Here is a 25,902-nt window from a genome sequence, read left to right as displayed (position 1 = left end):
TATTACCCTCAGGGATGCACTGCGTTTCCCGTCCGAATGGCGGGACGCCGCGGTGATCATGGGACCCGGGGCGTGCGATAGCGTTTGGGGCCGCCGCGGCGGTACCCGCGTGACCTGGGCCTTCGGGCCCGCCGGGCGCGGCAGGTAACGCAGCGTCAAGATCGAAGCGCACGACGAACCAGAGGAGCACGCCGTGGTCCGCCCCGGGAGGCAGCCGGCACTGGTCGTCGCTGTCGTGTTCACCGCGGCGGCGGTCGTCCAGCAGATCCTATTGGCCGTCGGCGTCGGTGGCCCGCTGCCGGGCTGGCAGCCCCTTCCGTTCCTGCTCGTGGCCGCTCCCGCGTGGCTGCTGGCCCGCCCCTGGGCGACGGCCGGGCGCAAACCGCCGTACGTACTGTCCTGGCTCGTGGTCCGGCTGCGGCATGTCCCGCCGTGGGCGCTGCCCGCCGCCGTGCTCGCGGCGGCCGCCCTCGTCTGGGCCGCGCTGCAGGACCAGGAGCCGTACCTCGGGCACGAGGAGGCGGTCTACGCGAACAAGGCGCGGTCCTGGCTGGACGGCACCCCGGACGCGGGCTGGGGCACCTACCGGCCGATCGGACTGCCCGTGCTGGGCCGGCTCGCGCTGGGCCTGAGCGACACCGTCGGGGCGGTCAGGGCCGTGGCGCTCGTCCTGGCGCTCTTCACCCTCACCGTCACGTACGTCGTCGCCGCCCGCTGGACGACCCCGCGCCGGGCGGCCGTCGCGGCGCTGCTGGTGCTGGGCGGGCTGGGCTTCCTGCGCCGGCTCCCCGAGTTCCTCAACGACATCGGCTCCACCGGCCTGTTGCTGATCGTGGTGTACCTGCTGACGAGGGCGCAGGAGAAACCCTCCTCGCGCGCCCTGCTCTGGGTGCCGCCCGTCGCACTGGCCGCGTTCTACCTGCGCTACGGCGTCGCCGGGAACCTCGTCGCGATCGCGATCGCCGCCGTCGCCGTCTACGGGCCGCGCGCCTGGCTGGCGCAGCGCGGCCGGCTGGCCGTTGCGGCGGCGGTCTTCCTCGCCGGCCTGGTGCCGCACTTCGTCTACGCGACGAAGGTGGCCGGCTGGCCGCTGGGGCTGATCTTCTCCGCCACCTCGCACGCGAACCGCGCCTACGTGGGCGACGGATTCGTCTACTACCTCGGGATCTTCCCGTACCGGCTGGCCGGCGACCTCGGCGCGGTGGTGATGGCGGCCGGCCTCTACGCGGCGGGCGCCGCCCTCCGGCGGCGCCGGAGCACCGGGACCGAGGGCCGGACGGCCCGCCGGAAGGTGTTCCTGGGGTCGACGGCCGTCCTCGTCATCGTCCTACTCGGGATGGCCACCGACGGGGAGCCGCGCTTCATCTACCTGTCGGTGGTGCTGCTCACCATCCTCGGCGTGCAGGCGATCGCCGACCTGGCCGGACGCTGGTCCGCACACGTCCTGACGGCCGTGGCACTGCTCGCCGCCGTCACCGTCCCGGCGACCGCCATGTCCGTGGCCCGCGGGGCGATGCCCGCACCGAACGCGGAGCGTGACTCGACGGTTCCGGTGGCGGAACAACTCGCCTCGGACGGTCCGTGCCTGCTGGTCACGGGTTACGAACCGGAGATGGGCTGGTACTCGGGCTGCGACGCGATCACCTACGCCCAGGCGGCGGAGACGGACTTGCCGGCGGGCACCAGGGTCAGTCTCGTCCTCTTCCGGCACGGCCGGCTGCAGCCCGGCGCCGCCGCGCTGCGCGATCTCATCGACGGCCACTCCGTCACCACCCGCACCATCCGCACCACCGGGTCGCTGGGCACCGCCACCGTCATCACCCTGCGCTGATCCCGGCCCCGGCCGGACGCCGCACGGGAACCCGCGCCCCGGCCCCCTGCCGCCCCCGGAGCGGGTCATTCCGTCAAGGTGAGGTGGGCCACATGACGAGACCTCCACCTGGCGTACTCTGTCGTCTCACTCGCCTTTACCGCTGGTCAACCGGAATGGTGTGCGACGTCCAGTTCCGAGGTAGTGAGAGCACCCCGCTGGGAGGTACGTAGATGACTGGGACGACAACGGTCGGCTCGGTGAGGCCGGCAGCCGTCCCACCGCATCAGCGTCCGGCCGGACGCTGGACCGTCCTGGTGGTCCTGTGCGTGAGCCTGCTGCTCGTCGCGCTCGACGCGACCGTGCTGCACGTCGCCGTTCCCGCGCTCACCGAGGACCTGCACCCGGGCGCGATACAGCTGCTCTGGATCGTCGACGCCTATCCGCTCGTCGCCGCCTCACTGCTGATCCTCTTCGGCACCCTCGGCGACCGCGTCGGACGGCGAAAGATCCTGCTGATCGGCTACGGGCTCTTCGGCCTCGCCTCGGCCCTCGCCGCGTTCGCCACCGGCGCGCACGTCCTCATCGCGGCCCGGGCGCTGCTCGGGGTCGGCGGCGCCATGATCATGCCGGCGACGCTGTCGATACTCCGCCAGGTCTTCCCCGACCGCCGGGAGCGCGCGGTCGCCATCGGTGTGTGGAGCGCGGTCGCCGCCGTGGGCGCCGCGGTCGGACCGGTACTGGGCGGCTTCCTCGTCGAGCACTTCTGGTGGGGATCGGTCTTCCTCATCAACATCCCGCTGATGGTCGTGATCCTGCCGCTCGCGCGCTGGCTGCTCCCCGAGTCCAGGGGCGAGGGCTGCGGCCCGTGGGACGTCCTCGGCGCCCTCATGGCGGCGTTCGGCGTCCTCGGCGTGGTCCTCGGGGTCAAGCGCCTCGGCGGCGGCGCGAGCCTGCTCGACCCCGGGGCGGTCGGCCCCGTCGTGGTCGGCGCGGTGCTGCTGGTGCTCTTCGTGCGCCGGCAGAAGCGCCGCGAACACCCGCTCATAGACATCGGCATGTTCTCCCGCCCCACCTTCAGCACCTCCGTCGGCTGCATCGTCCTGGCCATGCTCGCGCTCGTCGGCCTCGAACTGATCGCCGTCCAGTACCTGCAACTGGTGCTCGGCCTCAGTCCCTTCTCGACCGGGCTCCGCCTGCTGCCGCTCACCTTCGCCGCGATGGCGGCCGGACTGTGCGGCTCGCGCCTGCTGCACCGCTTCGGGCCACGCGCCATGGTCGGCACCGGGTTCGTGCTCACCGCCGTCGCCGTCCTGTCCCTGACCCTGATGGGACAGACCGACCGGCCGATGCTGCTCACCGGCGCCTTCGTGCTGCTCGGTTTCGGCCTGGAGACCACGATCTTCGGCGCGTACGAATCCATGCTGAGCGAAGCCCCCGCCGCTCAGGCGGGCGGCGCCGCGGCCATCGGCGAGACCTCCTACCAACTCGGCGCGGGCATGGGCATCGCGCTGCTGGGCAGCGTGATGAACGCCGCGTACGGTCCCGGCGTGGCGCACGTCCCCGGCGTCCCGTCCGCCGACGGCGCCGCCGCGGGGAACTCGCTGGGGGAGGCGTACGACGTCTCGGGCCGGCTCGGCGGCCCGGCGGGAGCCGCGCTGCGGCAGGCGGCCCGGCACTCCTTCGTGACCGGGCTGCACGTCACGCTGGTCGTCAGCGCCGGACTGCTCCTGCTGGGCGCGCTCGCCGCGCTCCGGCTGCCGCGGGTGATGGACTGCGGCGCCCTCCTCCTGAAAGCGGAGGGATTCGGCGCCCACGAGACCCCCGCTCACGAGACCCCCGCTCACGAGACGCCCGCCCACGAGACGCCCGCCCATGAGACCTCCGCTCACGAGGTGCCCGCCGGAGAACGCCGGCCGTCCCTCGCGAAGCACCCGGACCACCCGGACCACCCGGACCACCCGGACCACTCGGGCCACCCGGACCACTCGGGCCACCCGCTGCCCGCCCAGCACCACGCGCCCGAGGCCGAACGCCTGGTGTCCGCGGGCGAACAGCAGGCGGGACTTTACGTGGCGGGAGCACGCACGTAGCGTCGTCCCCGACCTTGTAGATCACCTCGTAGCTCACCCAGGAGACCGTCATGTCCGGGAGCGCGCTGCCGCCGTTCGATCCGTACGATCCGCTCGGGATCGACGATCTGCTCAGTGACGAGGACCGCGCGGTGCGCGAGACCGTCAGGAACTGGGCCGCGGACCGCGTACTGCCGTACGTGGCGGGCTGGTACGAGTCGGGCGAGCTGCCCGTCATCCGCGAACTCGCCAGGGAACTCGGCGCCATCGGCGCGCTCGGCATGTCCCTCACCGGCTACGGCTGCGCGGGCGCCAGCAACGTCCAGTACGGCCTGGCCTGCCTGGAACTGGAGGCGGCCGACTCCGGCATCCGCTCGCTCGTCTCCGTACAGGGATCGCTGGCGATGTACGCCATCCACCGCTTCGGCTCCGAGGAGCAGCGCCAGGAGTGGCTGCCGCGAATGGCCTCCGGCGAGGTCATCGGCTGCTTCGGGCTCACCGAGCCCGACGTCGGCTCCGACCCGGCCGGGATGCGCACGTACGCCAAGCGCGACGGTGACGACTGGGTGCTCAACGGCCGCAAGATGTGGATCACCAACGGCTCGGTGGCCGGCGTCGCCGTGGTCTGGGCCCGCACCGACGACGGCATCCGCGGCTTTGTCGTCCCCACCGACGCCCCCGGCTTCTCGGCGCCGGAGATCAAGCACAAGTGGAGCCTGCGCGCCTCGGTCACCAGCGAACTCGTCCTGGACGACGTCCGGCTGCCCGCCGGTGCCGTGCTCCCCGAGGGCGCCGGCCTCAAGGGCCCGCTCAGCTGTCTGAGCCACGCGCGCTACGGCATCGTCTGGGGTGCGATGGGCGCGGCCCGCAGCAGCTTCGCGGCGGCGCTGGAGTACTCGAAGACCCGCGAACAGTTCGGCCGGCCCATCGGCGGCTTCCAGCTCACCCAGGCCAAACTCGCCGACATGGCGGTGGAACTGCACAAGGGCATCCTGCTCGCCCACCACCTCGGGCAGCGGATGGACGCCGGGCGGCTGCGCCCGGAGCAGGTCAGCTTCGGCAAGCTCAACAACGTGCGCGAGGCGATCGAGATCTGCCGCACCTCGCGCACCATCCTCGGTGCCAACGGCATCTCACTGGAGTACCCGGTGATGCGGCACGCGACCAACCTGGAGTCCGTGCTCACCTACGAGGGCACCGTGGAGATGCACCAACTGGTCCTGGGCAAGGCACTCACCGGACTCGACGCCTTCCGGTGAGCCGCCCGGCCCGGTCCCGGCAGGCCGGCCCCGGCACCGACCGGTCGGTGCCGGGGCCGGCCGCCGCGGTCAGCGTCCTGCCGGAGCCTGCGGAGGCACCCCGCTCCGGCCCGGCGGATGGGCGTCAGGGGTGGTGAACGTGTAGCCGGCCTCGATCAGCGCCGGCAGGTAGCTCTTCAGCGCGGCGACCGTCTGGGAGCGGTCGCCGCCGCTGCCGGGCGCGGGATCGCTGTCGCCGCCCTCGGTGCCGTCGTGGTTCAGCACGATGGCGCCGGTGGCCGCACCGGCGAGGACCCGGTCGGCGATGGTGCCGGAGCCGGGGTTGGCCCAGTCCGTCGGGTCCACCGACCAGGAGATCGGGCGCAGCCCGAGGTCGGCGCAGACGGTCAGGGAGGCGTCCGCGAAGTCGCCGTAGGGGGCACGGAACAGCACCGGCGCCCGCACACCGGTCTTCGTGACGGCGTCCTGGGTGCGCTGCATCTGGTCGCGGACGTCCGCGGCGGACAGGTCGCTGAGATGCGGGTGGGACCAGGTGTGGTTTCCCAGCGAATGCCCCTCGGCGGCGATGCGGCGCACGACGTCCGGGTACAGCCCGATGTTGTCGCCGCACACGAAGAACGTCGCATGGACGCCGTGGCCGCGCAGGACGTCCAGCACCTGCGGCGTGTACTGCGGACTGGGGCCGTCGTCGAAGGTGAGGGCCATCACCATGGAACCGGCGTTGACCTCGGTCTCGGGCGTGGGCACCTGCCGGGCTCGCGCGGCCGCGGGCGCCGCCGCTGCGGCGCCGAGGCCGAGCAGTGCTGTGGCGCCAACGGCAAGGAAGTGGCGGCGGGGCAGCTCACCGCGGGTCTGTGGCATGGGATCATCTTGAGCGGCCGACGGCCCGGCTCGATGATGGACGCGCCGAGTCCGGGCGGATCGGGGACCGGGCCGAAAAAGACACACGCCAAGGCTCCGACCGCCGGATGCAGCTTCACCGCAGGGCCGCCTGGGGGCCGTCCGAGGGTGACCAAGGACGACTACCAGCGACCGTTGACGACGGCTCCCAGGCTGCTCACAGCGTTGTCCATACCGTACTTCCGTGGTGCTGAGCGTGGTTGATCAGTTCTGGTTGAAGAATCCGTCCGCGCCGCGCTTCGACTCGGCGTTGAGGACCATGTAGTCGGCGGGGGTCAGCAGGAAGACACGGGTGGCGATGCGCTCGATCGAGCCGCGCAGCCCGAAGGTGAGACCCGCCGCGAAGTCGACGACGCGCTTGGCATCGCTCGACTCCATACCCGTAAGGTTCACGATCACGGGCACGCCCTTGCGGAAGAGCTCGCCGATGCCGCGGGCATCCCGGAAGCCGTCCGGGGTCACGGTGGCGATCTGACGGCCCTGTTCCTCGGCCGTCTCACTCGCCACCTGGACCCTGGGGTCGGTCACCCAGGTGTCGCCGCGCTCGGATCCCTCGCCGTAGTCGGCGTACTCCTCGTCGTAGTAGCTCTCGTCGCCGTTGTCGTCGACGAGGCCCAGCCAGGCACTCGCCCGTCGAACCGAACCCATGGACGCCTCCTCTCACACGCGGTCAAAATCGTCCGCACCCCTATGGTCGTCCATGATGCCGATGATGCGCCAAGCGGATAGCCGCCACCCAGGGGACTTGTGACGGTACTGGTGCACAAGATAGGTGTCGGGGAGTCAGGTAGCCATAGGCGTACGGAAGGTGACGAAGTGATGGGAGCGCTCCCCTCTTCCGGGTGACGCGGCACGGCCGGACGGCGGTACGCCGGTCATGAGATCGTTCCATCGGTAGCATGTCGGGCCGATCGTACGATGAAGCCGCTGGGGGAGCGTTGTTCGGAATTATCAGGCCGTGTCGCCACCGGATGTCGGAGGGACTCGCCACTTCCTGGATGGCGCACCTGTGCGGGCTCTGCCTCGCGTTGCGCGACGACCACGGTCAGCTGGCCCGCATCGCCACCAACTACGACGGGCTGATCATCTCGGCGCTGGTCGAGGCCCAGGTCCCGGGCGCGGCGGCGTCGGCGAAGTGGCGGCGGACCGCCGGGCCCTGTCCGTTGCGCGGGATGCGCACCGCGCCGGTGGCGACGGGCGAGGGCGCGCGGCTGGCCGCCGCCGTCTCGCTCGTGCTGGCGTCGGCGAAGATGCGTGACCACATCGACGACCGGGACGGCGCCATGGGGCGGCGGCCGGTCGCGGCGGCGGCGCGGACCGTCGCCCGGCGCTGGGACCGGGCCGGGGCGCGGACCGGCGGCGGGCTCGGATTCGACACGGCGGTGCTGGTGGACGCGGTGGACCGGCAGTCCGGGATCGAGGCGCTGGCCAGGACGGGCACCCCGCTGCTGACGGTCACCGAGCCGACCGAGACGGCGACCGCGGCCGCCTTCGGCTACACGGCGGTCCTCGCCGGGCGGCCCGGGAACCGTGCGCCGTTGGAGGAGGCCGGCCGGCTCTTCGGCCGGCTGGCGCATCTGCTGGACGCGGTCGAGGACCGGACGGCTGACGCCGCGTCGGGTGCGTGGAACCCGCTGACGGCGACCGGCACCGGCCGCGACGAGGCGCGGCGGCTGTGCGACGACGCGGTGCGTAGGGTGCGGCTGGCACTGAAGGACGCCGAGTTCACCGACGGCCAGCTCGTCCACGTCCTGCTCGCCCATGAACTGCGGCGCTCGGTCGACCGCGCCTTCGGCGGGTCCTGCGCGCACAGCCACCCCGACGCGCTCGAAGGGCAGGGCCTGGGTGTGGGCCTGGGGACATGGGACCTGCCGCAGCTGAGCGGGAATCCGTACGGCCCTGGTCAGAGCCCGTACGCGCCCGGTGGGCCGGGCTTCCCGCCCAACGGTTTCCCGCCGCCCGAACCACCGCGCCGGCGAGGGCTGATCGCCGGGTGCGCGCTGTGGAGCGGGCTGTGCTGCACCTGCCAGCTGTGCTGCCGGGACCATTACGAGGATCCGTGGAGCGGCAGGCGCCGCGAAGGCTGGTGCTCGAACTGCGACTGCGACTGCTGCGATTCCTGCGATTGCTGTGATGGGTGCGACTGCTGCGATTGCGGTTGTGACTGCGGGTGTTGAACGGGGAATGAAGAGTCCTTCTCGAACTCGCGAGGTACCTACGAGGGAGGGAGAGAAGGTGACGTGGGTGCGTGAAGGAAGACCGGGCTGACGGGGAGAGCCTGAGGTGGTGCGGCCGCGGCGGGAGTGGGACGGTGCGCGCGGGCGGGCGGAGCCAGGGCCGGCCGAGCAGGCCCTAAAGGGTCAGCGACAACACGAGGACGACCACACTCGACCGAAGTCGATGTGGTCGCGGGTGACCAACTGACAGCTGCGCATGGGGTCAGTGGAACAGTCGCCGTCCCCATCCGTCAACCACGCTGAGACGCGATGCCCACCAGTTGGACATGCTTGACAGTGGGCGACGCTGTGGGATTAGCCTCGGGCCACGGTCATGACGACCCGGTCGCGTTGAGGGACGCGGCGTGCGTGAAGGCAACTCCCGTGCTCCTTCAGTGTGTCCACGGAGTCTCCGCATGCCCGAAGCCCCTCCAGGCCATCGACCCATCCGCCCTCTGCACCTGGCCTTCGCGATCGACGCCCGGGATCAGCACCGGGAACCGCACCAGGAACCGCACCAGGAACGGTACGAGGAACGGTACGAGGCCTCCTCCTACATCGAACTCGCCCGGCTCGCCGAGCGCGGCGCGCTGGACTTCGTCACGCTCGACGACTCCCCGGCGGCGGCCGACGGAAGTGCCGGCGGGCTCGACGCGCTCGCCGTCCTCGCACAGGTCGCCCCCGCCACCGACCGCATCGGCCTGGTGGCGGCCGTCACCGCCACCCACCCCGGAACCGTCAGCGTCACCGTCCAGGCGGCGCTCGCCGCCCTCGACCAGGTCAGCCGCGGCCGGGCCGGCTGGACGCCGCTGCTCCCGGACGCCTGGGCGGCGGACGCGGAGGCCCTGCTCGGGGACGGCTGGGCGGACGCCGCCGGCTTCCCTGACGTGGCGTCAGCCGGGCCGGGACCGTTGGAGGGGTGGCCGGTACTCGCCGTCGACGCGACCTCGGAGGCGCCGCGTGAGACGGCCGCACGGCACGCGGACGTGGCGTACGTACGGGTCGGCGGTCCGCACTCGGAGCGGCTGGCGTACGAGGCCCGCACCGACCTGCGCCGCCGGGCGGCGGCCTACGGCCGGGACCCGGACCGGCTCACCGTCCTGGCCTCGCTCGCCGTCGAACTGTTCGATCCGGCCGACGCCGTGCTCCTCGCCGACCTGTTCGGCGACTGGCACCGCGACGGGATCACCGACGGCTTCCACGTACGGCCCGCCGATCCGCGGCGGGATCTGACCCGGCTGGTGAACGCGACCGTGCCCGTGCTCCAGCAGCGCGGACTGTTCCGCCGCTTCCAACCCGGGACGACGCTGCGCGAACACCTCGGCCTGGACCGTCCGGTGAGCCGATCGGTGACCGTCCGGTGAGCGGCACCGTGACCGCCCGGGGAGCGGGACGGTGGGTCGTCGAGTGAGTGGAACGGCGGGCCGTCCGGTGAGCGGCGCGGTGGGCCGTCCGGTCGGATGGGCGCCGCCGGCGATCCGGACGGGCCAATTCCGGCCACCGCCCCACCCGGCGGCCGGCGGGCAGCCGCCGACCGGAGTACGGGGAGCACGACGCCGCGCGAGCATCTCGGCCTGCGGCAGCCGCTATGGAAGGTTGATGACCATGAGTTCCGAGACTGAGCAGGACTGGAAGAACTGGCGCGAGCGGCGCGCCGAGTCGGTCGCGGCGCCGTACGGGCCACTGGCCCTGACGGGCACGTACTGGCTCGCCGACGCCGAGGACGGGAAGATCCCCGGGCTGCCGGGGGAGTGGCGGGAGCGGGACGGATCGGTGGTCCACCAGAGCGACGGCGTCTTCGGGCGGCTGGAACCCGAGGGCGAGCCGGTGCTGTTCGGCGAGAAGCGGATCGTGGCGATCGACCGCGAGGGGCTGCTCGCCCTCCGGATCTGGGACCCGGCCTCGGACGCCCGGCGCGATTTCGCGGGCATCGGCGCGTTCGACTACGACGAGCGGTGGGTGGTCCCGGCGGTCTTCCACCCGTACCCCGAGGGTCGTGCCGTGCGGGTGCCGCACGCCGACGGCCGGGAGCGCGGACTCGGCGTCAGCGGCGAACTGGCCTTCACCGTGGACGGCGCTGAGCACTCGCTCGCGGTCGCGGTCGAGGAGGACGGCACCCTCTGGGGCGTCATCGCCGACGCGACCAGCGGAAGGAGCAGCTACCGCTTCCGTTTCCTGCGGACCCCGGCGCCGGCCGCGGACGGCCGCGTGGTGCTGGACTTCAACCGGACGCTGCTCCCGCCGTGCGCCTTCGCCGACGCGTTCGTGTGCCCGTTCCCGCCGCCCGGCAACACGCTGCCCTTCGCGCTCGAAGCGGGCGAGAGCAAGGTGCTCACCAGCTGAGACCTGGTCCGAGACCTTGTCCGTAACCCGGTCCGTAACCCGGTCCGAGACCCGGTCCGAGACCCGGTCCGAAATCCGGTTCGAAATCCGGTCGGGCCGACTTCAGGAGCTGGTTCCGGTTCCGGTTCGAGATGCTCCGGCCGAGGCCCGTTCGAGAGACGGCCGCGGCCGGTTGAGATGTCGTCAGCCCGGGTGTGCCTCGGTGGTCCGTACGGGCGCCGGGGCGCCGTCGCGTCCGACCGGCGCGGCCGAAAGGCGCCCTTGTGTGTTCCGCGCGGGCTCTGAATACTCCCGTCCAGTGCTTGTCAGGGTCACGTCGAGTTCGTTTATCGGTGCGGCGCCGACAGGCCGAGCTGACCTCCACCCCCCACAGGAGGAATAGATGAAAATCATCCGACGTGCCGGCCTGCTCGCTGTGACATCCGGCCTGGTGGCCGTCACCGCGCTCACGCTGCCCGCCGCCAACGCCGCCCCCACGGCGACGGCATCCCCGGAGGCCGCCGCAGCGGTCGCCACCTCGCTCGGCACCGCGGCCACCGCGGGCAGCTACTACGACTCGGCGTCGAAGACCACCGTCGTCAACGTCACCTCGGCCAGGGCCGCCGACGCCGTACGGGCGGCCGGAGCGACACCCAGGACCGTCCGGTTCAGCTCGGCAGTACTCGACAAGGCGGGCGAGGCCGCCAGGTCCGCCGACATCGCGGGCTCGGCGTGGTCCGTCGACCCGCTGACCAACCAGCTCGCCGTGAGCGTCGACAGCCGGGTCACCGCCGCCCAGCTGGCCAAGCTCACCAAGGCCACCGCGAGCTACGGCGACGCCGTGAGCATCAACCGTGTGGCCGGCAAGTTCAGCGAGCTGCTCTCCGGCGGCGACGCCATCTACACCAGCCAGTGGCGCTGCTCGGTCGGCTTCAACGTCCGCAGCGGCAACACGTACTACTTCCTCACCGCGGGCCACTGCACCGAGGGCTACCCGGCCTGGACCACGTCCTCCGGCACCTCCATCGGCCCGACCACCGGCAACAGCTTCCCGAACAACGACTACGGGATCGTCCGCTACGACAACGCCTCGGTCGCGCACACCGGCGCCGTCGGCAGCCAGGACATCGCCAGCGCGGGCAACGCCTACGTCGGTGAACCCGTCAAGCGCCGCGGCTCCACCACCGGCATCCACAGCGGCTCGGTGACCGGGCTCAACGCCACCGTGAACTACGGCGGCGGCGACATCGTCTACGGCATGATCAAGACCAACGTCTGCGCCGAGCCCGGCGACAGCGGCGGTTCGCTCTACAACGGCTCGATCGCGGTCGGCCTCACCTCGGGCGGCAGCGGCAACTGCTCCTCCGGCGGGACCACGTTCTTCCAGCCGGTCACCGAAGCGCTCAGCGCCTACGGAGTCAGCGTCTACTGACGCGGCACCACCGACACCGGCGACGGCCTGCAGCGAACAGGACGGAGCCCCCGCCGACCCTGCCGGCGGGGGCTCTGCCATGTGCCCGTACAGACGTGCCGTGCACCCGTGGACCGCCGTGGACCTCCGTGCCATGCGGTCAGTGGCTGTCCGCGACGGCTGGCAGACTGACCGCATGTTGGAGACCTCGGCGCGGTTGTTGCGTCTGCTCTCGCTCCTCCAGTCCCGGCGGGACTGGTCCGGCCCCGACCTCGCGGAGCGCCTGGACGTCACCGCGCGAACGGTGCGCCGCGACGTCGACCGGCTGCGGACCCTCGGCTACCCGGTGCACGCCGCCCCCGGCACGGCCGGCGGCTACCGGCTCGGCGCGGGCGCCGCGCTGCCGCCGCTGCTGCTGGACGACGAGGAGGCGGTCGCCGTCGCGCTGTGCCTGCGCACCGGCGTCGGCGGCACCGTCGCCGGGATCGAGGAGGTCTCCCTCCGGGCGCTGTCCAAGCTGGAGCAGGTGCTCCCGTCGCGGCTGCGGCACCGGGTCCAGGCCATGCAGGCGATCACCGTCCACGCGCCGCCGCCCGGCCGCGCGACGGTCGGCCAGGACGTGTTGACCGTCATCGGCGCGGCCTGCCGCGACCGCGAACGGCTGCGCTTCGACTACAGCGACCACAGCGGCGCCTCCAGCCGCCGCACGGTCGAGCCGTACCGCTTGGTCAACCATGGACGCCGCTGGTACCTGCTCGCCTGGGACACCGGCCGGGAGGACTGGCGGACCTTCCGCGTCGACCGGATCGACCCCAAGTCACCCACCGGGCCGCGCTTCGCACCGCGCGAACCCCCGGAGGACGCGGCGGCGTACGTCGCCAAGGGCGTCACCACCAGGGCCTACCGCTACCAGGCGCGGGTCACCCTGCACATGTCGGCGGAGGCGGTCGCCGACTTCGGCTGGACGGGCTTCGGCACGATCGAGGCGATCGACGACAGGACCTGCGAACTGCGGACGGGCGCCGAGTCCCTCGACGGCCTCACCGTTTTCATCGCCCTGCTCGGCGCGGAGTTCGAGGTGCACGAGCCGCCCGAGCTCGCCGAGCAGCTGAGAGTGGTGGCCGCCCGGCTGCTGCGCGCGGCGGACCGTACGCCGACGGCGCTGTCGGACTGACGGGCGCTGTCGGACTGAGGGGCTCTGGCGGGCGGGCCGTGCGGCGCCGGGCGGCGCGGGGCGGTGCGGTGCGGTGCGGTGCGGTGCGGTGCGGTGTCGTGCGGCTGCTTCCGGGGACCCGGGCCGCCCCTGCCGTGCGCCGCCCCGCCCGTACGACCGGCGCTCGGCGGGGGTTCCCGCAGTACGCTGGAGGCACTGCACGTGTATACGGCAGGGGGCCGAAATGATCGTGGAGCTGGTGTCCGCCGTCCTTGCGGCCGGGGCCGTTTACGGGGTGGCCGGCGCCCGGGTGGTGCGGCAGTACGAGCGGGGTGTCGTGCTGCGGCTGGGCCGGCTCAGGTCGGAGCCCAAGGGCCCCGGATTCACCATGGTCATTCCAGGGGTGGACCGGCTGCGGAAGGTCAATCTGCAGATCGTGACGATGCCCATCCCCGGGCAGGACGGCATCACCCGCGACAACGTCTCGGTCAAGGTGGACGCGGTCGTGTACTTCAAGGTCATCAACGCCGTCGACGCCGTCATCCAGGTCGAGGACTACCGCTTCGCGGTCTCCCAGGTCGCCCAGACCTCGCTGCGTTCGATCATCGGCAAGAGCGATCTGGACGAGCTGCTGTCGAACCGGGAGAAGCTGAACGAAGGCCTGGAAGTGATGATCGACAGCCCGGCGCTGGGCTGGGGTGTGCAGATCGACCGGGTCGAGATCAAGGACGTGTCGCTGCCGGAGGCCATGAAGCGGTCGATGTCCCGGCAGGCCGAGGCGGAGCGCGAACGCCGCGCCCGCATCATCAACGCGGACGCCGAACTGCAGGCGTCGAAGGTGCTCGCCCAGGCCGCCAAGCAGATGGAGGACAACCCCTCCGCCCTCCAACTGCGCCTGCTCCAGACGGTGGTGGCCGTCGCGGCCGAGAAGAACTCGACGCTGGTGCTGCCGTTCCCGGTCGAGCTGCTGCGCTTCCTGGAGCGCGCCGCTCCGACGGCCCCGGCCCCCGCCGCCGTAGCGCCCGCCGCGGAACCCGCGCCCGCCGCAGCGCCCGCGCCTGCCGCTGAGCGTGAGCCCGCACCGGCAGTGCCGGCGACCGAGCCCGCACCTGCCGTCGTAGCGATCCCCCCGGTCCCGCCGATCCCCCCGCTCGCCGCCGTGCCGCCGGTCGCCGAGCCGGACCCCGTCTCCGCGCCGGTGTCCACGCCGGTCCCGATCGAGAGCAACGGCCAGCCCAAGAACGGCGAGTGACGGCCCCGGCCGACGGCCGAGGGTTGGTGGCTGAGTGCTGAGTGCTGAGTGCTGAGTGCTGACCGCCGCCCCGTCCCGCTCATTGCCGTCATGACTCCCAATCATTAGATTGGGAGTCATGACGGCCTGGGGGGTCCTGCGCGACCGCGACGCGGGAAGGTATCTGGCCGGGGTGCTGGTCTCCGGCTTCGGCAGCTCGGCGATGATGCTGGCCGCCGGAATCTGGGTGAAGTCGCTGACCGGCTCCAGCAGCCTCGCCGCGCTGGTCGGCGTCTGCCTGTGGACCCCGATGCCGGCCGGTCCGCTGCTCGGCACCGTGGTCGACCGGGTGCGCCGCCGCCCGCTCCTGGTGCTGGTCAACGCCGCGATGGCGGCCCTGCTGCCGCTGCTGCTCGTGGTCCGTACGGCGGACCTGGTCTGGATCCTCTTCGCCGTGCTCGTCCTGTACGGGACGGCGTCGGTGCTCTGCGACGCGGCCGAGGCCGCCGTCGTCACCGCCACCGTCCCCGGCGAACTGCGCGGCGACTTCAACGGACTGCGGATGACCGCCAACGAGGCGATGAAGCTCCTCGCCCCGCTCGCCGGCGCCGGCCTGTACGTCCGCTACGGCGGCGGTTCCGTCGCCGTGCTCGACGCCGTCACCTTCGCGCTCGCCGCGGCCGTCTTCGCGACGGTCCGGGTACGGGAGGAACCGCCCGCGCCCGCCACGACGGGCTGGCGCGAACAGGTCGCCGAGGGCATCCGGTACCTGCGCCGGCACCCGCTGCTGCGCCGTCTGGTGGCCGTCGGTTCGATCGCCATGCTGCTCTCCGCGCTCGGCAGCTCCGCGATCTACGCGGTGGTCGACGCGGGCCTGCACCGTTCGCCCGCCTTCGTGGGCGTGCTGTACGCGGTGCAGGGCGCGGGCTCGGTCGTCGGGGGAGTGGTGGCGGGGGCGTTGCTGCGACGGATGCCGGAACGGGTCTTCGCGGCCACCGGCATGCTGCTGTTCGCCCTCGGGGTCGCCGTACGCGCCACCCCGTGGGTCTCCGCCGCCCTGGTCGGCGGCGCGGCGATCGGAGTCGGGCTGCCGTGGGTGCTGATCGCGGCGCTGACCGCCGTCCAGCGGGAGACGCCCGCCGGACTGATCGGCCGGGTCGCGGCCACCGCGAGCACGCTCGTGTTCGCGCCCACCGCGGTGGGCGGACTGGTGGGCGCCGGCCTCGTCGCGGTCGTCGACCACCGCCTGCTGCTCGCCGCCGTCGGTGCGGCGGGAGTGCTCGCCGCGGCGTACTGCCTGTTCAAGGTCCCGGCGGCGGAAGCGGACGAGGTGACCTCCGTTTCGGCGCGGGGTGGCCAATTCTTTACTGACGCGTAACTAGCCCCCTTTGCTACTGGCGCGTAAGTTGACGTGAACGTAACAACCTTGTGATCCGGATCACAGCGTGGGTGGAGTGAACAGGACTCCCCTGACCTGCGAGGAGATCACATGAGGCTGCCCTGGAAGCGCATGCTCACCGCGCTGGCTCTGGCGTGTGCGGTGACCGCCGCCCCGACCGCCGCCACCGCCGCAACCGCACATTCGGCCCCGTCCAGCGGATGGAACGACTTCTCGTGCCGGCCGTCCGCCGCGCACCCCCGGCCGGTCGTGCTCGTGCACGGAACGTTCGGCAACGGCACCGACAACTGGCTGGGGTTCGCCCCCTATCTGGTGGCCCGGGGCTACTGCGTCTTCTCCTTCGACTACGGCCAGCTGCCCGGCGTCCCGTTCTTCGACGGGCTCGGCCCGATCGCGGACTCGGCTCAGCAACTGGCGGACTTCACCGACCGGGTGCTGGCGGCCACCGGGGCGCCGAAGGCGGACCTGGTCGGGCACTCCCAGGGCGGCATGATGCCGCGCTACTACCTGAAGTTCCTCGGCGGCGCGTCGAAGGTGAACGCCCTCGTCGGCCTGGCGCCCGACAACCACGGAACCACCCTCGACGGGCTGGCCAACCTGCTCCCGTACTTCCCCGGAGCGGCCGACGCGATCCACTCGATCGTCCCCGGACTCGCCGACCAGGTGGCCGGATCGGCCTTCATGCAGGCCCTCAACGCGGGCGGCGACACCGTCCCCGGGGTGCGCTACACCGTCATCGCGACCCGGTACGACGAGGTCGTCACGCCGTATGCGTCGCAGTTCCTGTCCGGGTCGAACGTACACAATGTGCTGCTGCAGGATCTGTGTGCGGTGGACATCTCCGAGCACGTCACGATCGGTCTGACCGACCGGATCGCCTTCCATGAGGCGGCGAACGCCCTCGACCCGGCGCACGCCACCCGGACCACCTGCCTTTCCGCGCTCAGCTGACCCACGGCGGTGAGATGCGCGAGCCATCGGCGAGCACGGCCTCCAGGCCCACGCTGGTGGTGACCCACATCGTGGCCGGTTCCTCCGTGGGATTGCTGACGCCCAGGGAGGAGCCGGCGGGCGCGACGGCGGCGTCGCCCGGCGCCAGGGTGGACGCCTCGCCGTCGATGCTGATCCGCACCGAGCCGCTCAGGACGAGGAAGACCTCCTCGCGGGTGATGGTGTGGGCGGGCCCGACGGTGCCGCCGGGTATCTCACCGCGCCAGGCGCACAGCTCCTTGCTGCCGTGCGCGGGCAGGATGTACGAGACGAAACGGACGCCGTGCATCTCGTGGACGACGGCTTCGGCTGCGGTGACAACAGGCACGGTGTACCTCCATATAGTCAACTTACTTGAGCAAGTTGCTTGTCAATATAGTCAAGCAGATTGCGCAGTGTGTCAAGCTGCTCCCGTGAACAACGCTGACGCCATGAGCCTGACCGCGACCCTGCTCGCCGCCGCCGGCGGTCTCACCGCCGCGATCCACGACGGTGTCGTCGCACGCGGCTTCGACGACCTACGGCCCGCCCACGGCTTCGCCTTCGCCCGGCTGGCGCCGGTCGGCGCGACCGCCGCCGACCTGGCGGAACACCTCGGCGTCAGCCGCCAGGCGGCGAGCCAGATGGTCGAGGAACTCGTCGGCAAGGGCTATGTGGAGCGCCACCCGCACCCGGACGACGCCCGCGCCCGTCTCGTCGTTCTCACCGACCGCGGCCGGGCCTGCACCCGCGCCGCGGAGGAGGCAGCCGCCGACGCCGTACGCCCCTGGGCCGCCCTCCTCGGCGAGCGCCGGCTGCAGGCCCTGCGGGACGACCTGGCCCGGCTGGCGCCGGGCGGCCCGATCCGCCCCAACTGGTAGCCGACCGCTGCGGGGTGCCCCGGACACAGCAGTGCCGCTGCCCGTGGGGAGGCAGCGGCACCGGATCAGGGGAGAGCGGCCGTCAGGAGCGGTGCCGTCCCGCCGCGGCGGCCCTGCGACGGACGGTCGCGAGCAGCAACGAGGCCCCGGCCGCGAGCACCGCGGCTCCACCGATCGCGAGCGGCCCCGTACTGCTGGAGCCGCCGGTCTCGGCGAGGTTCGTGCCCTCGGCGGCCGTGGTGGGCGCGGCCGAGCCGTCGGCCTGCGGTGCGTTGCCGCCCGCGGCGGGGGTGGTCGCCGCCGTGTGATCGTGGTGGACGGTGGACTTCGAGGCGCCCGCGGCTATCTGCGCCTCGGACGGCGCGGACGCGGCCGGCGCCGGCCCGGCGGTGGCCGGTGCACTGTGCGTGGCGCTGTGCGACGGAGTGGCCGGCGCCGGAGCCGAGCCGCCACTGTCCTTGCCGAAGACCACGTCCGAACAGGTGTAGAAGGCCTCGGGGCTGTCCGAGCGCTGCCAGACGCTGTAGATCAGATGGCGGCCGGTGCGCTGCGGCACCTTGCCCGAGAACACATAACTGCCGTCCTTGAGCGCCGGATCGGTGACCGACGCGAACGGCTTCGCCTCCAGGTCGGACCACTTCAGCGGCTTCGACGGGTCGTAGCCGTCCTTGGTGATGTACAGGTCGAAGGAACCCTTGTGCGGCGCGGTCGCCCGGTACTTGAAGGTGAACGAGCCACTGCTCATCGCCGTGGCGGGCCAGTCCGCCCGCGCCAGGTCGAGCCCCTTGTACTCCGCGTTGCCCGCGCTGCACAGCTTCCCGTCCGGCACCTTCGACCGACTCCGCCCGCCAGCCTCGCCGTCCCGCACACCGTTCCAGTCGTAGAGCGCCTGCGTCCCGCCCGCCGCGACAGCGGCCTTGCACGCGGCCGACCGCGGATTCTCCGGACCCTCCGCGTAGCACGCGGACACCCGGCTGACCGGGTTCGACATCGAGCCGTGCGCGCTCGCGGGACCGGAGGCCAGCCCGGTCAGCACCAGCGGCCCGAAGCCCACGACAGCGACTGCGGCAGCCTTGCGACGTACGGTCATTCCGGGAGTCTCCTTCGACGGTGGCACGGGCCCAACGACCAGCACGCTAGCCGCGAAGAACCGTCAGAACCCCGCCGCCAACTGCGAAAACCCGATCTTTATGGGCGCGTTAAGGGGGCCCTGAGAGCTGATTAAGAACGCGGCCGGGTGAGCGGCCGTGGCAGGGTGGCGGTATGACTGAAGCGAGCCGACGGCCTGCCGCGCTGCAACTGATCGAGGCCGCCGTCGACGCGGGGAGTTGGCGTCGGTGGGATGAGCCCGTCACCGTGCTGCCCGGGGCGGAGGAGTACCGGGCGGATGTGGAGAAGGCGCGGCTGCGGACCGGGCTCGATGAATCCGTCGTCACGGGGGAGGGACGGATCCGGGGGCGGCGGGTGGCGCTGATCGTGGGGGAGTTCGGGTTTCTCGGGGGGTCGATCGGCGTGGCGGCCGGGACCCGGCTGGTGACCGCGGTGGAGCGGGCGACGCGGGAGGGGCTGCCGCTGCTCGCGTCCCCGGCCTCCGGCGGCACGCGGATGCAGGAGGGCACCATCGCGTTCCTGCAGATGGTCAAGGTCGCGGCCGCCATCACCGACCACAAGGCGGCCGGGCTGCCGTACCTCGTGTACCTGCGGCATCCGACCACCGGCGGGGTGCTCGCGTCGTGGGGGTCGCTCGGGCATGTCACGGCCGCGGAACCGGGGGCGCTGATCGGGTTTCTCGGTCCGCGGGTCCATGAGGCGCTGTACGGCGAGCCGTTCCCGGCCGGCGTCCAGGTCGCCGAGAATCTGCTGGCCAACGGTCTGGTCGACGCCGTGTTCCCGGCGGGACAGCTGGCCGAGGTCGCGGCACGGGCGCTGGACGTGCTGTGCGGTGAGCCGGGTGAGGACGTGGAAGCTGTCTCCGGTGCCGACCGGCGGGCGGGCACCGGTGTCGAGGTCTCCACCGCCGACTCGATCCGGCGCTCGCGCCGCCCGGACCGGCCCGGATTGCGGGCGCTGCTCGAAGGGGCCGGGCGGGAGGTCACCCCGCTGAGCGGGACCGGCGCGGGGGAACGTGACCCCGGACTGCTGCTCGCGCTGGCCAGGTTCGGGCCGACGCCGTGCGTCGTGCTCGGCCACGACCGGCGCCCGGACGAGGCCGGGCCCGCCCCGCTGGGCCCGGCCGGGCTGCGGGAGGCGCGGCGCGGCATGCGGATCGCGGCCGAACTCGACCTGCCGCTGCTCACCGTCATCGACACCGCGGGTGCGGCGCTCAGCCGGGAGGCGGAGGAGGGCGGCCTCGCGGGGGAGATCGCCCGCTGCCTCGCCGACCTCGTGACCCTCCGGGCCCCGACGCTCTGTCTGCTGCTCGGTCAGGGCGCCGGCGGTGGCGCCCTGGCCCTGCTGCCTGCCGACCGCGTCATCGCCGCCCGGCACGCCTGGCTCTCGCCGCTCCCGCCGGAAGGCGCGTCGGCGATCCTCTACCGGACGACGGACCGGGCGTTCGAGGTCGCGGAGCGGCAGGGGGTGAGTTCCGCCGATCTGCTCGCCAACCGGATCGTCGACACCATCGTCGAGGAGACCCCCGACGCGGCGGACGACCCCGGCGAGTTCCTCACCCGCCTCGGCACTCTGCTCGGCGCCGAGCTGGCCGCCCTGCGGGCCCGTGACCGCGGTGAACGGCTGGCCGCCCGGCGGGCCAGATACCGCAACCTCGGGCTGCCCTCGTGAGGATCAGCCGCGAGGCTCACGCCCTGATGAGATAGTCCTTCTCTCTCGTTAGGGGCCGTAGGCTGGGCCGGATCCGCGGTGGAGAGGGGAGATCCATGGAGCGTCAGCTGGCGTTGGATCTGGTGAGCACCGTCCGGCACGACGGGGACGGCGGCGTCGCCGACGACCTCACCACCGTCGAGGGGACGACCTGCTGGATCCAGGAGCGGCCCGGCCTGCTCTCCGTGCACACCGCCGCAGGCGGGGAGTTCGCCGCGGACGAGGAGCTCAGGGACCGAATCGTCGCCCTCCGGCAGGCGGTACGGGCACTGTTCGCCCTGGCCGTGAGCCCCGCCCCGGCGAGCCGCGCGGACGCCGACCGCCTTCTGCCCGCCGACCAGGCCCTCGACCGTCTCAACTCCGCCGCCGCGAGCGAACCGGTCGCCCCGCAGCTGGTCTGGTCCCGGGGTGAGGCTCCGGCCGTCCGGCTGCGGTCCACGGAAGGCGAATCCGGGGTGCGGATCGTCGCCGCTCTGGCCCGTGCCGCCATCGACTTCCTGGCGGGTCCGCAACGGGAACTGCTGCGCGCCTGCACGGCACCGCGCTGCGTGCGCTACTTCGTCAAGGGACACGGTCGGCAGGAATGGTGCGGGCCGGCGTGCGGCAACCGGGCCCGGGTCGCCCGGCACTATCAGCGCACGCGCACCGGGGCCGACGCGGAGCCGGACCGGAGCTGACGACCGACCCGCCCGGACGGACGCTCGCCGGACACCGCGTCGGCCGGGCCCGTTGTGCCAGGATCGCCGCCATGAGCCTGAGGATCACCGTCGCCGCCGACGCGGCCACCGCCCCCTTCGAGCAAGTGCGTGAGCAGATCGCCGATCAGGCGCGCACCGGCCGACTCCCCGTCGGCCACAAGCTCCCGACCGTCCGGGGCCTCGCCGAGGAGCTGGGCCTCGCGGCCAACACGGTCGCCAAGGCCTACCGCGCCCTCGAAGCCGACGGTGTCGTCGAGACCCGCGGACGGAACGGCACCTTCGTCGCCGCCGCGGGCGACGCCGCCGAGCGCCAGGCCGCTGCCGCCGCCGCGGAGTTCGCACAGCGCGCCCACCGCCTCGGGCTGGACCGCGCGGCCGCCCTCGCCGCCGTCCAGGAAGCGCTGCGCGCCGCCTACGACGGATAGGTCATGTAGGACGGACAGGTCGCCTCCGACAGCCAGGCCCGCTTCGACGGCCAGGCCCGCTTCGACGGCCAGGCCCGCTTCGACGGCCAGGCTCCCGCCGGTGGGCAGGTCCTCGTTCCGGGGCGCGCGCCGCACCTGCGACGTCCGCGGCACCCGGCCGAACCCCCACCCGAACCCGGTACCGATCAGAGGTACAGACCGTCCGACGTCGGGGCCGGAGCCGGGATGGTGGAGCCGGCGCCGCGCCGCAGCGCGTACAGCTCGGCGAGGGTGGCGCCCTCGCGCCCGATGCCCTCGGTGGTGCCGAGCCAGGCGGCGGACTCGTCGCGGGTCAGCGGGCCGACCTCGATCCGCGACAGGCAGCGGCCCGGCCGGACGACGGCGGGGTGCAGCCGCTCCAGGTCCTCGTTGGTGGTGATGCCGACGAGCACGTTGCGGCCCTGGCCGAGCAGGCCGTCGGTCAGGTTGAGCAGCCGGGAGAGCGCCTGGCCGGTCTGGTGCTTGGCCTGACCGCGGATCAGTTCGTCGCAGTCCTCCAGCAGCAGCAGCCGCCAGCGGCCGCCGGCCGTGCCGTCGTCCTCGCCGATGGCGATGTCCATCAGATAGCCGACGTCGTTGAAGAGCCGCTCGGGGTCCAGGACGCAGTCCACCTGGCACCAGTCGCGCCAGGAGCGGGCCAGGGTGCGCAGCGCCGAGGTCTTGCCGGTGCCGGGCGGGCCGTGCAGGAGCAGCAGCCGGCCGGTGATGTCGTCCTTGGTGAGCTTCATGAGGCCGTCCATGGCCTCGGCCACCGGGGCCGTGTAGTTGCCGCGGAGCTCTTCCCAGGTGGCGGCGGAGATCTGCCGGGTGGTGCGGTGCGGGCCGCGGCGCGGAGAGACGTACCAGAAGCCCATGTTCACGGTCTCGGGCTGGGGTTCGGGTTCGTCCTCGGCGTCCTCGACGGCCCGCGAGAGCACCTGCTCGGCCAGTTCGTCGGTGACGGCGGCGACCGTGACGTCCGCGCCGCGGTTCCAGCGGGAGATCAGGATCGTCCAGCCGTCGCCCTCGGCGAGCGTGGCGCTGCGGTCCTTGTCGCGGGCCTGGCGCAGCACGGCGGCGTCCGGCGGGATCAGCGTCAGGCCGGACTTGACGTTCTCCAGGGACGCGCCGCGGGAGTACGGCTGTTCACCGGAGGTGAAGCGCCCGAGGAAGAGCGCGTCGACGACGTCGGACGGTGAATCGCTGTCGTCCAGGCGCAGATGGACGGGAACCGCGCGGTGCGGCGGGCGCGGGGCGTGCCGGGCGTGTGCGGGGTCGGGCAGGCTCTGCGGCACAGGCCTCCTCGGGTCATGGGGTTTTGCGGACATGCGGCCCATGATCCGGCACCGGGGCCGAATCCGCCCAGTGCTTTTCCGGGCCGGAAATCCACCCCCGAACCGGGCCGGTGACGACACCCGGAACGGCACCCGGAACGAGGCTCGGAACGGCGCCCGGAACGAGGCTGGGAAGAGGTTTGGAAGAGGTTTGGACGGGGCCTGGTCGGCACGGAGTTGAGGCGTTACGGACGTTTCATATGATTGCAATGCACACGACAAAGATTCATGGTCAGGACACTTCCCCCCGTGGGTTACCGACGGGTACAACAGGTCTCGCAGAGATCCTGCCCAGGGAGGTTCCATGAGACTGTCCCGGTTGGCATCAGCCGTATCCGCGCTGATCCTCACCACTGGCCTCGCGCTCATCGGCGCGGCCCCCGCGCACGCCGCGGCGCCCTCGTACGCAGCCCTCGGAGACTCGTACTCCGCGGGCGTCGGCGCCGGCAGCTACGACAGCTCCAGCGGTGACTGCAAGCGCAGTACCAAGGCCTATCCGGCACTTTGGGCGGCGGCCCACGCCCCGTCCGCGTTCGCCTTCACCGCCTGCTCCGGTGCCCGTACCGGTGACGTCCTCAACAACCAGCTCGGGCCGCTCAACGCGTCCACCGGACTGGTGAGCATCAGCATCGGCGGCAATGACGCGGGCTTCTCCGACGTCATGACCACCTGTGTGCTCAACTCCGAGAGCACCTGTCTGGCCCGGATCGCGCAGGCCCGCACCTACGCGGACAACACCCTCCCCGGTCTCCTCGACAACGTGTACAACGCGATCCACACCAAGGCCCCCAACGCCCATGTGGTCGTGGTCGGCTACCCGCACTTCTACAAGATCAACGGAAATTGCTGGGGCGGGCTCAGTGACACCTCCCGCGCCGCGATCAACGGCGCGGCCGACGAACTCGACACCGTGATGGCCAAGCGCGCCGCCAACCACGGCTTCGGCTTCGCCGATGTGCGCGGCACCTTCACCGGGCACGAACTCTGCTCGGGATCGCCCTGGCTGAACAGCCTGACGTTCCCGGTCGACGAGTCCTACCACCCGAAGGCGGCCGGCCAGTCCGGTGGCTACCTGCCCGCGTTCAGCTCCGCCGCCTGAATCGCCGACTGATTCACTGCCTGATTCACTGCCTGGTTCGCTGACCGATCCGTACCGTTCGTTCCGGCCGCCGCCGGCGTCGTGGTCGACGCCGGCGGATCCGGTCGGCAGTCCACCGTGAACGACACCGGGTCCGACCGGAACTCCTTCGGCGCCCCGACCTCCACCACGATCCGGTCGGTGCTCCGCCGGCCCGCCTCGAACGACAGCTCGGTGTGCTCGTACGTCCGCGACGTCGGGCCGCCCGCGGCGAACTCGGCGGTCTTCCACCCGGGGTCGGAGTTGCGGCCGCTGTCCGTCGTCCAGCGGAACACCACCGTCGCCGGGGTGTGGTCCACCGCGATCACCGCCGTGAACTCCGGTGCCCGGCCGGCCGGCGCCGGGCACGGCCCCGTGTAACTGTCCCGCCCGGCGGTCACCTTGATCGTGACCTTGGCGACCGGAGCGCCGGACGACGAAGGGGACGCCGTGGTCGTCGTGACCGTCGGACTCGCCGTGGTGGTCGGGGGAGTGGTCGCGGTCGTGGACGTCCCCGTGCCGGTGGACGAGGTGCTGCTGCTCGTACTCGATCCGGTCCCGCCGGTGGACGCCTTGTCGTCCTCCGTCCCCTGGTCCAGCAGCGTCCAGGCCACCACCCCCGCCGCCAGGGCGAGCACCAGCGCCCCCGCCGCCAGCACCGTCGCGACCCGCCGGCGCCGCGTCGGATCCGGCTCGGCGCCGTAGGACGAGGGCCCCGGCCCGTACGGGGATCCGTATCCGGGGACGGTCGGCGGCGTCGGGCCGCCGGTGCCGCCGGTCCCGCCCGACGGCATCGGTCGCGGCAGCGGCTTCGTCCGGGGCGAGGGGCCGGAGGCGGCCGGGGCATACCCGGTGGCCGGCGGCCCGGTGCGGCCGGCCGCCACGTCGTCCAGCATCCGCTGGGCCTCGCTCCCGCTGATCCGGTCCGCCGGGCGCTTGCGCAACAGCCCCTCCAGCACCGGGCCCAGCGGTCCCGCCCGGCGGGGCTCGGGAAGCGGGTCGTTGACGGCCGCGCTCAGCGTGCTCAGCGCCGAATCGCGGCGGAACGGCGACGATCCCTCCACCGACCGGTAGATCAGCACCCCCAGGGACCACAGGTCCGACTCCGGCCCGGGGGCGTTCCCCATGCCCCGCTCGGGAGCCAGGTACTCCGGCGACCCGATCAGCTCGCCCGTGCGTGTCAGCGCCGAGGTGCCCTCGATCATCGCGATGCCGAAGTCCGTGAGGACGACCCGGCCGTCATTGGCGATCAGGACGTTGCCGGGCTTCACGTCCCGGTGCAGCACTCCCGCGATGTGCGCCGCGCGCAGACCGGCCAGGACGTGTGCGCCGATGTCCGCCGCCCGCCGCGGGGTCATCGGGCCGTCCGCGTCGAGGACGTCGGCGAGGGTCAGCCCCCGGACGAGCTCCATGACGATCCACGGCGCGCCGCCGGCCACCGCCACGTCGTACACGGTGATCACGTTCGGGTGGATGATCCGGGCCGCGGCCCGGCCCTCCTGCTCCAGGCGGGCGTACAGCTGCCGCACCTCGCCCTCGTCGAGGCCGGCGGGCGCCCGCACCTCCTTGACCGCGACCTCCCGGCCGAGCAGTTCGTCGCGGGCCCGCCAGACGACGCCCATGCCGCCGCGGCCGAGCTCGCCGATCAGCCGGTAGCGGTCCGCGATCACCCGCTCACCGCCCGTGCCTTCGCTCATGTGCGAACCCCCGCCCGTAACCGGAGTGATTCGGAGGAAATCTACCTCAACGACGCATGGTTGAAGCCGGTCCCGGCGATGTTGACGAGAGCGGCCGGGGGTAGGCTCAGGTTGTCGGGTGGCGGCCAACTGCCTTGCGTGCGGCGGTAATTCGCTGTTCAGTCGTCAAC

22 protein-coding genes are annotated in these 25,902 nt (G+C 72.5%); 16 read left to right on the top strand and 6 right to left on the bottom strand.

The window, feature by feature from the left end; translation table 11 throughout:
* Window positions 1-193 precede the first annotated feature (193 nt).
* From LNW72_RS10745 to LNW72_RS10735, 3 genes are all read left to right on the top strand, one after another.
* Window positions 194-1,831: a glycosyltransferase family 39 protein gene (locus LNW72_RS10745; RefSeq protein WP_250975194.1), complete on the top strand. Its 1,638-nt coding sequence runs from the start codon at window positions 194-196 to the stop codon at window positions 1,829-1,831.
* A gap of 212 nt (window positions 1,832-2,043) precedes the next feature.
* Window positions 2,044-3,903, top strand: coding sequence for an MFS transporter (locus LNW72_RS10740; RefSeq protein WP_250975193.1), 1,860 nt, complete (start codon window positions 2,044-2,046; stop codon window positions 3,901-3,903).
* A gap of 50 nt (window positions 3,904-3,953) precedes the next feature.
* Window positions 3,954-5,141, top strand: coding sequence for an acyl-CoA dehydrogenase family protein (locus tag LNW72_RS10735; RefSeq protein WP_250975192.1), 1,188 nt, complete (start codon window positions 3,954-3,956; stop codon window positions 5,139-5,141).
* A 69-nt stretch (window positions 5,142-5,210) separates the two neighbouring features.
* On the opposite strand, the gene LNW72_RS10730 is transcribed toward LNW72_RS10735, so the two are convergent.
* A complete protein-coding gene (locus LNW72_RS10730; protein ID WP_250975191.1) occupies window positions 5,211-6,002 on the bottom strand; it encodes a polysaccharide deacetylase family protein in 792 nt (263 codons plus the stop codon).
* A 243-nt stretch (window positions 6,003-6,245) separates the two neighbouring features.
* Window positions 6,246-6,689, bottom strand: a complete 444-nt coding sequence (locus LNW72_RS10725; RefSeq protein ID WP_138353331.1) for a cell division protein SepF — start codon at window positions 6,687-6,689, stop codon at window positions 6,246-6,248.
* 290 nt (window positions 6,690-6,979) lie between these two features.
* On the opposite strand from LNW72_RS10725, the gene LNW72_RS10720 reads away from it, so the two are divergent.
* From LNW72_RS10720 to LNW72_RS10685, 8 genes are all read left to right on the top strand, one after another.
* Entirely contained in the window at window positions 6,980-8,218 is a 1,239-nt protein-coding gene (locus LNW72_RS10720) for a DUF5685 family protein (RefSeq protein ID WP_250975190.1), read from the top strand.
* Window positions 8,219-8,673: 455 nt separating this feature from the next.
* The gene (locus LNW72_RS10715) at window positions 8,674-9,621 is read left to right on the top strand and encodes an LLM class flavin-dependent oxidoreductase (RefSeq protein WP_250975189.1); all 948 of its coding nucleotides are present in this window, start codon (window positions 8,674-8,676) and stop codon (window positions 9,619-9,621) included.
* 241 nt (window positions 9,622-9,862) lie between these two features.
* Complete coding sequence (locus LNW72_RS10710; RefSeq protein ID WP_250975188.1) at window positions 9,863-10,600, top strand: DUF1684 domain-containing protein; 738 nt, start codon at window positions 9,863-9,865, stop codon at window positions 10,598-10,600.
* A 382-nt stretch (window positions 10,601-10,982) separates the two neighbouring features.
* Window positions 10,983-12,011, top strand: coding sequence for a S1 family peptidase (locus LNW72_RS10705; protein ID WP_250975187.1), 1,029 nt, complete (start codon window positions 10,983-10,985; stop codon window positions 12,009-12,011).
* A gap of 175 nt (window positions 12,012-12,186) precedes the next feature.
* Window positions 12,187-13,164, top strand: a complete 978-nt coding sequence (locus tag LNW72_RS10700) for a YafY family protein (protein ID WP_250975186.1) — start codon at window positions 12,187-12,189, stop codon at window positions 13,162-13,164.
* 223 nt (window positions 13,165-13,387) lie between these two features.
* A complete protein-coding gene (locus LNW72_RS10695) occupies window positions 13,388-14,395 on the top strand; it encodes a slipin family protein (RefSeq protein ID WP_250975185.1) in 1,008 nt (335 codons plus the stop codon).
* A 118-nt stretch (window positions 14,396-14,513) separates the two neighbouring features.
* Window positions 14,514-15,752, top strand: a complete 1,239-nt coding sequence (locus LNW72_RS10690; RefSeq protein ID WP_250975184.1) for an MFS transporter — start codon at window positions 14,514-14,516, stop codon at window positions 15,750-15,752.
* 111 nt (window positions 15,753-15,863) lie between these two features.
* Window positions 15,864-16,724 (top strand): triacylglycerol lipase, encoded by an 861-nt coding sequence (locus LNW72_RS10685; protein ID WP_250975183.1) that lies wholly within the window; start codon window positions 15,864-15,866, stop codon window positions 16,722-16,724.
* Here LNW72_RS10685 and LNW72_RS10680 read toward each other — a convergent pair.
* Window positions 16,717-17,091 (bottom strand): cupin domain-containing protein, encoded by a 375-nt coding sequence (locus tag LNW72_RS10680; RefSeq protein ID WP_250975182.1) that lies wholly within the window; start codon window positions 17,089-17,091, stop codon window positions 16,717-16,719. The genes LNW72_RS10685 and LNW72_RS10680 overlap by 8 nt on opposite strands.
* Window positions 17,092-17,176: 85 nt before the next feature.
* Between LNW72_RS10680 and LNW72_RS10675 the strand changes: the two genes are divergently transcribed.
* Window positions 17,177-17,623, top strand: coding sequence for a MarR family winged helix-turn-helix transcriptional regulator (locus LNW72_RS10675; RefSeq protein WP_250975181.1), 447 nt, complete (start codon window positions 17,177-17,179; stop codon window positions 17,621-17,623).
* An 82-nt stretch (window positions 17,624-17,705) separates the two neighbouring features.
* On the opposite strand, the gene LNW72_RS10670 is transcribed toward LNW72_RS10675, so the two are convergent.
* On the bottom strand, window positions 17,706-18,713 hold the full coding sequence (locus LNW72_RS10670; RefSeq protein ID WP_250975180.1) for a lytic polysaccharide monooxygenase: 1,008 nt from the start codon (window positions 18,711-18,713) through the stop codon (window positions 17,706-17,708).
* 173 nt (window positions 18,714-18,886) lie between these two features.
* Between LNW72_RS10670 and LNW72_RS10665 the strand changes: the two genes are divergently transcribed.
* The 3 genes from LNW72_RS10665 (at window position 18,887) to LNW72_RS10655 (ending at window position 21,566) form a co-directional block, all read left to right on the top strand.
* Window positions 18,887-20,404, top strand: coding sequence for an acetyl-CoA carboxylase carboxyltransferase subunit alpha/beta (locus tag LNW72_RS10665; RefSeq protein ID WP_250975179.1), 1,518 nt, complete (start codon window positions 18,887-18,889; stop codon window positions 20,402-20,404).
* A gap of 95 nt (window positions 20,405-20,499) precedes the next feature.
* Window positions 20,500-21,120 carry an ABATE domain-containing protein gene (locus LNW72_RS10660; RefSeq protein WP_250975178.1) on the top strand — a complete coding sequence of 207 codons (621 nt, stop codon included), beginning with the start codon at window positions 20,500-20,502 and terminating at the stop codon, window positions 21,118-21,120.
* A 71-nt stretch (window positions 21,121-21,191) separates the two neighbouring features.
* Complete coding sequence (locus LNW72_RS10655; protein WP_250975177.1) at window positions 21,192-21,566, top strand: GntR family transcriptional regulator; 375 nt, start codon at window positions 21,192-21,194, stop codon at window positions 21,564-21,566.
* A gap of 185 nt (window positions 21,567-21,751) precedes the next feature.
* Here LNW72_RS10655 and LNW72_RS10650 read toward each other — a convergent pair whose 3' ends face one another.
* Window positions 21,752-22,912: a DUF5925 domain-containing protein gene (locus LNW72_RS10650; RefSeq protein WP_285369492.1), complete on the bottom strand. Its 1,161-nt coding sequence runs from the start codon at window positions 22,910-22,912 to the stop codon at window positions 21,752-21,754.
* 310 nt (window positions 22,913-23,222) lie between these two features.
* On the opposite strand from LNW72_RS10650, the gene LNW72_RS10645 reads away from it, so the two are divergent.
* Window positions 23,223-24,017, top strand: coding sequence for an SGNH/GDSL hydrolase family protein (locus tag LNW72_RS10645; protein ID WP_250975175.1), 795 nt, complete (start codon window positions 23,223-23,225; stop codon window positions 24,015-24,017).
* On the opposite strand, the gene LNW72_RS10640 is transcribed toward LNW72_RS10645, so the two are convergent.
* A complete protein-coding gene (locus LNW72_RS10640) occupies window positions 23,987-25,732 on the bottom strand; it encodes a serine/threonine-protein kinase (RefSeq protein WP_250975174.1) in 1,746 nt (581 codons plus the stop codon). The two genes, LNW72_RS10645 and LNW72_RS10640, sit on opposite strands and share 31 nt — an antisense overlap.
* Window positions 25,733-25,902 lie beyond the last annotated feature (170 nt).

The organism is Streptomyces sp. RKAG293 (genome assembly GCF_023701745.1).
Taxonomy (GTDB): domain Bacteria; phylum Actinomycetota; class Actinomycetes; order Streptomycetales; family Streptomycetaceae; genus Actinacidiphila.
Note: the sequence above shows the minus strand (reverse complement) of the source record. Positions and strands in the feature narration are given on the sequence as shown.

Excerpts from the sequence above, each read along its gene's own strand:
- LNW72_RS10740 (WP_250975193.1), top strand. The coding sequence starts at position 2,044 with ATGACTGGGACGACAACGGTCGGCTCGGTGAGGCCGGCAGCCGTCCCA.
- LNW72_RS10735 (WP_250975192.1), top strand. The coding sequence starts at position 3,954 with ATGTCCGGGAGCGCGCTGCCGCCGTTCGATCCGTACGATCCGCTCGGG.
- LNW72_RS10730 (WP_250975191.1), bottom strand. The coding sequence starts at position 6,002 with ATGCCACAGACCCGCGGTGAGCTGCCCCGCCGCCACTTCCTTGCCGTT.
- LNW72_RS10725 (WP_138353331.1), bottom strand. The coding sequence starts at position 6,689 with ATGGGTTCGGTTCGACGGGCGAGTGCCTGGCTGGGCCTCGTCGACGAC.
- LNW72_RS10715 (WP_250975189.1), top strand. The coding sequence starts at position 8,674 with ATGCCCGAAGCCCCTCCAGGCCATCGACCCATCCGCCCTCTGCACCTG.
- LNW72_RS10710 (WP_250975188.1), top strand. The coding sequence starts at position 9,863 with ATGAGTTCCGAGACTGAGCAGGACTGGAAGAACTGGCGCGAGCGGCGC.
- LNW72_RS10705 (WP_250975187.1), top strand. The coding sequence starts at position 10,983 with ATGAAAATCATCCGACGTGCCGGCCTGCTCGCTGTGACATCCGGCCTG.
- LNW72_RS10700 (WP_250975186.1), top strand. The coding sequence starts at position 12,187 with ATGTTGGAGACCTCGGCGCGGTTGTTGCGTCTGCTCTCGCTCCTCCAG.
- LNW72_RS10695 (WP_250975185.1), top strand. The coding sequence starts at position 13,388 with ATGATCGTGGAGCTGGTGTCCGCCGTCCTTGCGGCCGGGGCCGTTTAC.
- LNW72_RS10690 (WP_250975184.1), top strand. The coding sequence starts at position 14,514 with ATGACGGCCTGGGGGGTCCTGCGCGACCGCGACGCGGGAAGGTATCTG.
- LNW72_RS10685 (WP_250975183.1), top strand. The coding sequence starts at position 15,864 with ATGAGGCTGCCCTGGAAGCGCATGCTCACCGCGCTGGCTCTGGCGTGT.
- LNW72_RS10670 (WP_250975180.1), bottom strand. The coding sequence starts at position 18,713 with ATGACCGTACGTCGCAAGGCTGCCGCAGTCGCTGTCGTGGGCTTCGGG.
- LNW72_RS10665 (WP_250975179.1), top strand. The coding sequence starts at position 18,887 with ATGACTGAAGCGAGCCGACGGCCTGCCGCGCTGCAACTGATCGAGGCC.
- LNW72_RS10660 (WP_250975178.1), top strand. The coding sequence starts at position 20,500 with ATGGAGCGTCAGCTGGCGTTGGATCTGGTGAGCACCGTCCGGCACGAC.
- LNW72_RS10655 (WP_250975177.1), top strand. The coding sequence starts at position 21,192 with ATGAGCCTGAGGATCACCGTCGCCGCCGACGCGGCCACCGCCCCCTTC.
- LNW72_RS10650 (WP_285369492.1), bottom strand. The coding sequence starts at position 22,912 with ATGTCCGCAAAACCCCATGACCCGAGGAGGCCTGTGCCGCAGAGCCTG.
- LNW72_RS10645 (WP_250975175.1), top strand. The coding sequence starts at position 23,223 with ATGAGACTGTCCCGGTTGGCATCAGCCGTATCCGCGCTGATCCTCACC.
- LNW72_RS10640 (WP_250975174.1), bottom strand. The coding sequence starts at position 25,732 with ATGAGCGAAGGCACGGGCGGTGAGCGGGTGATCGCGGACCGCTACCGG.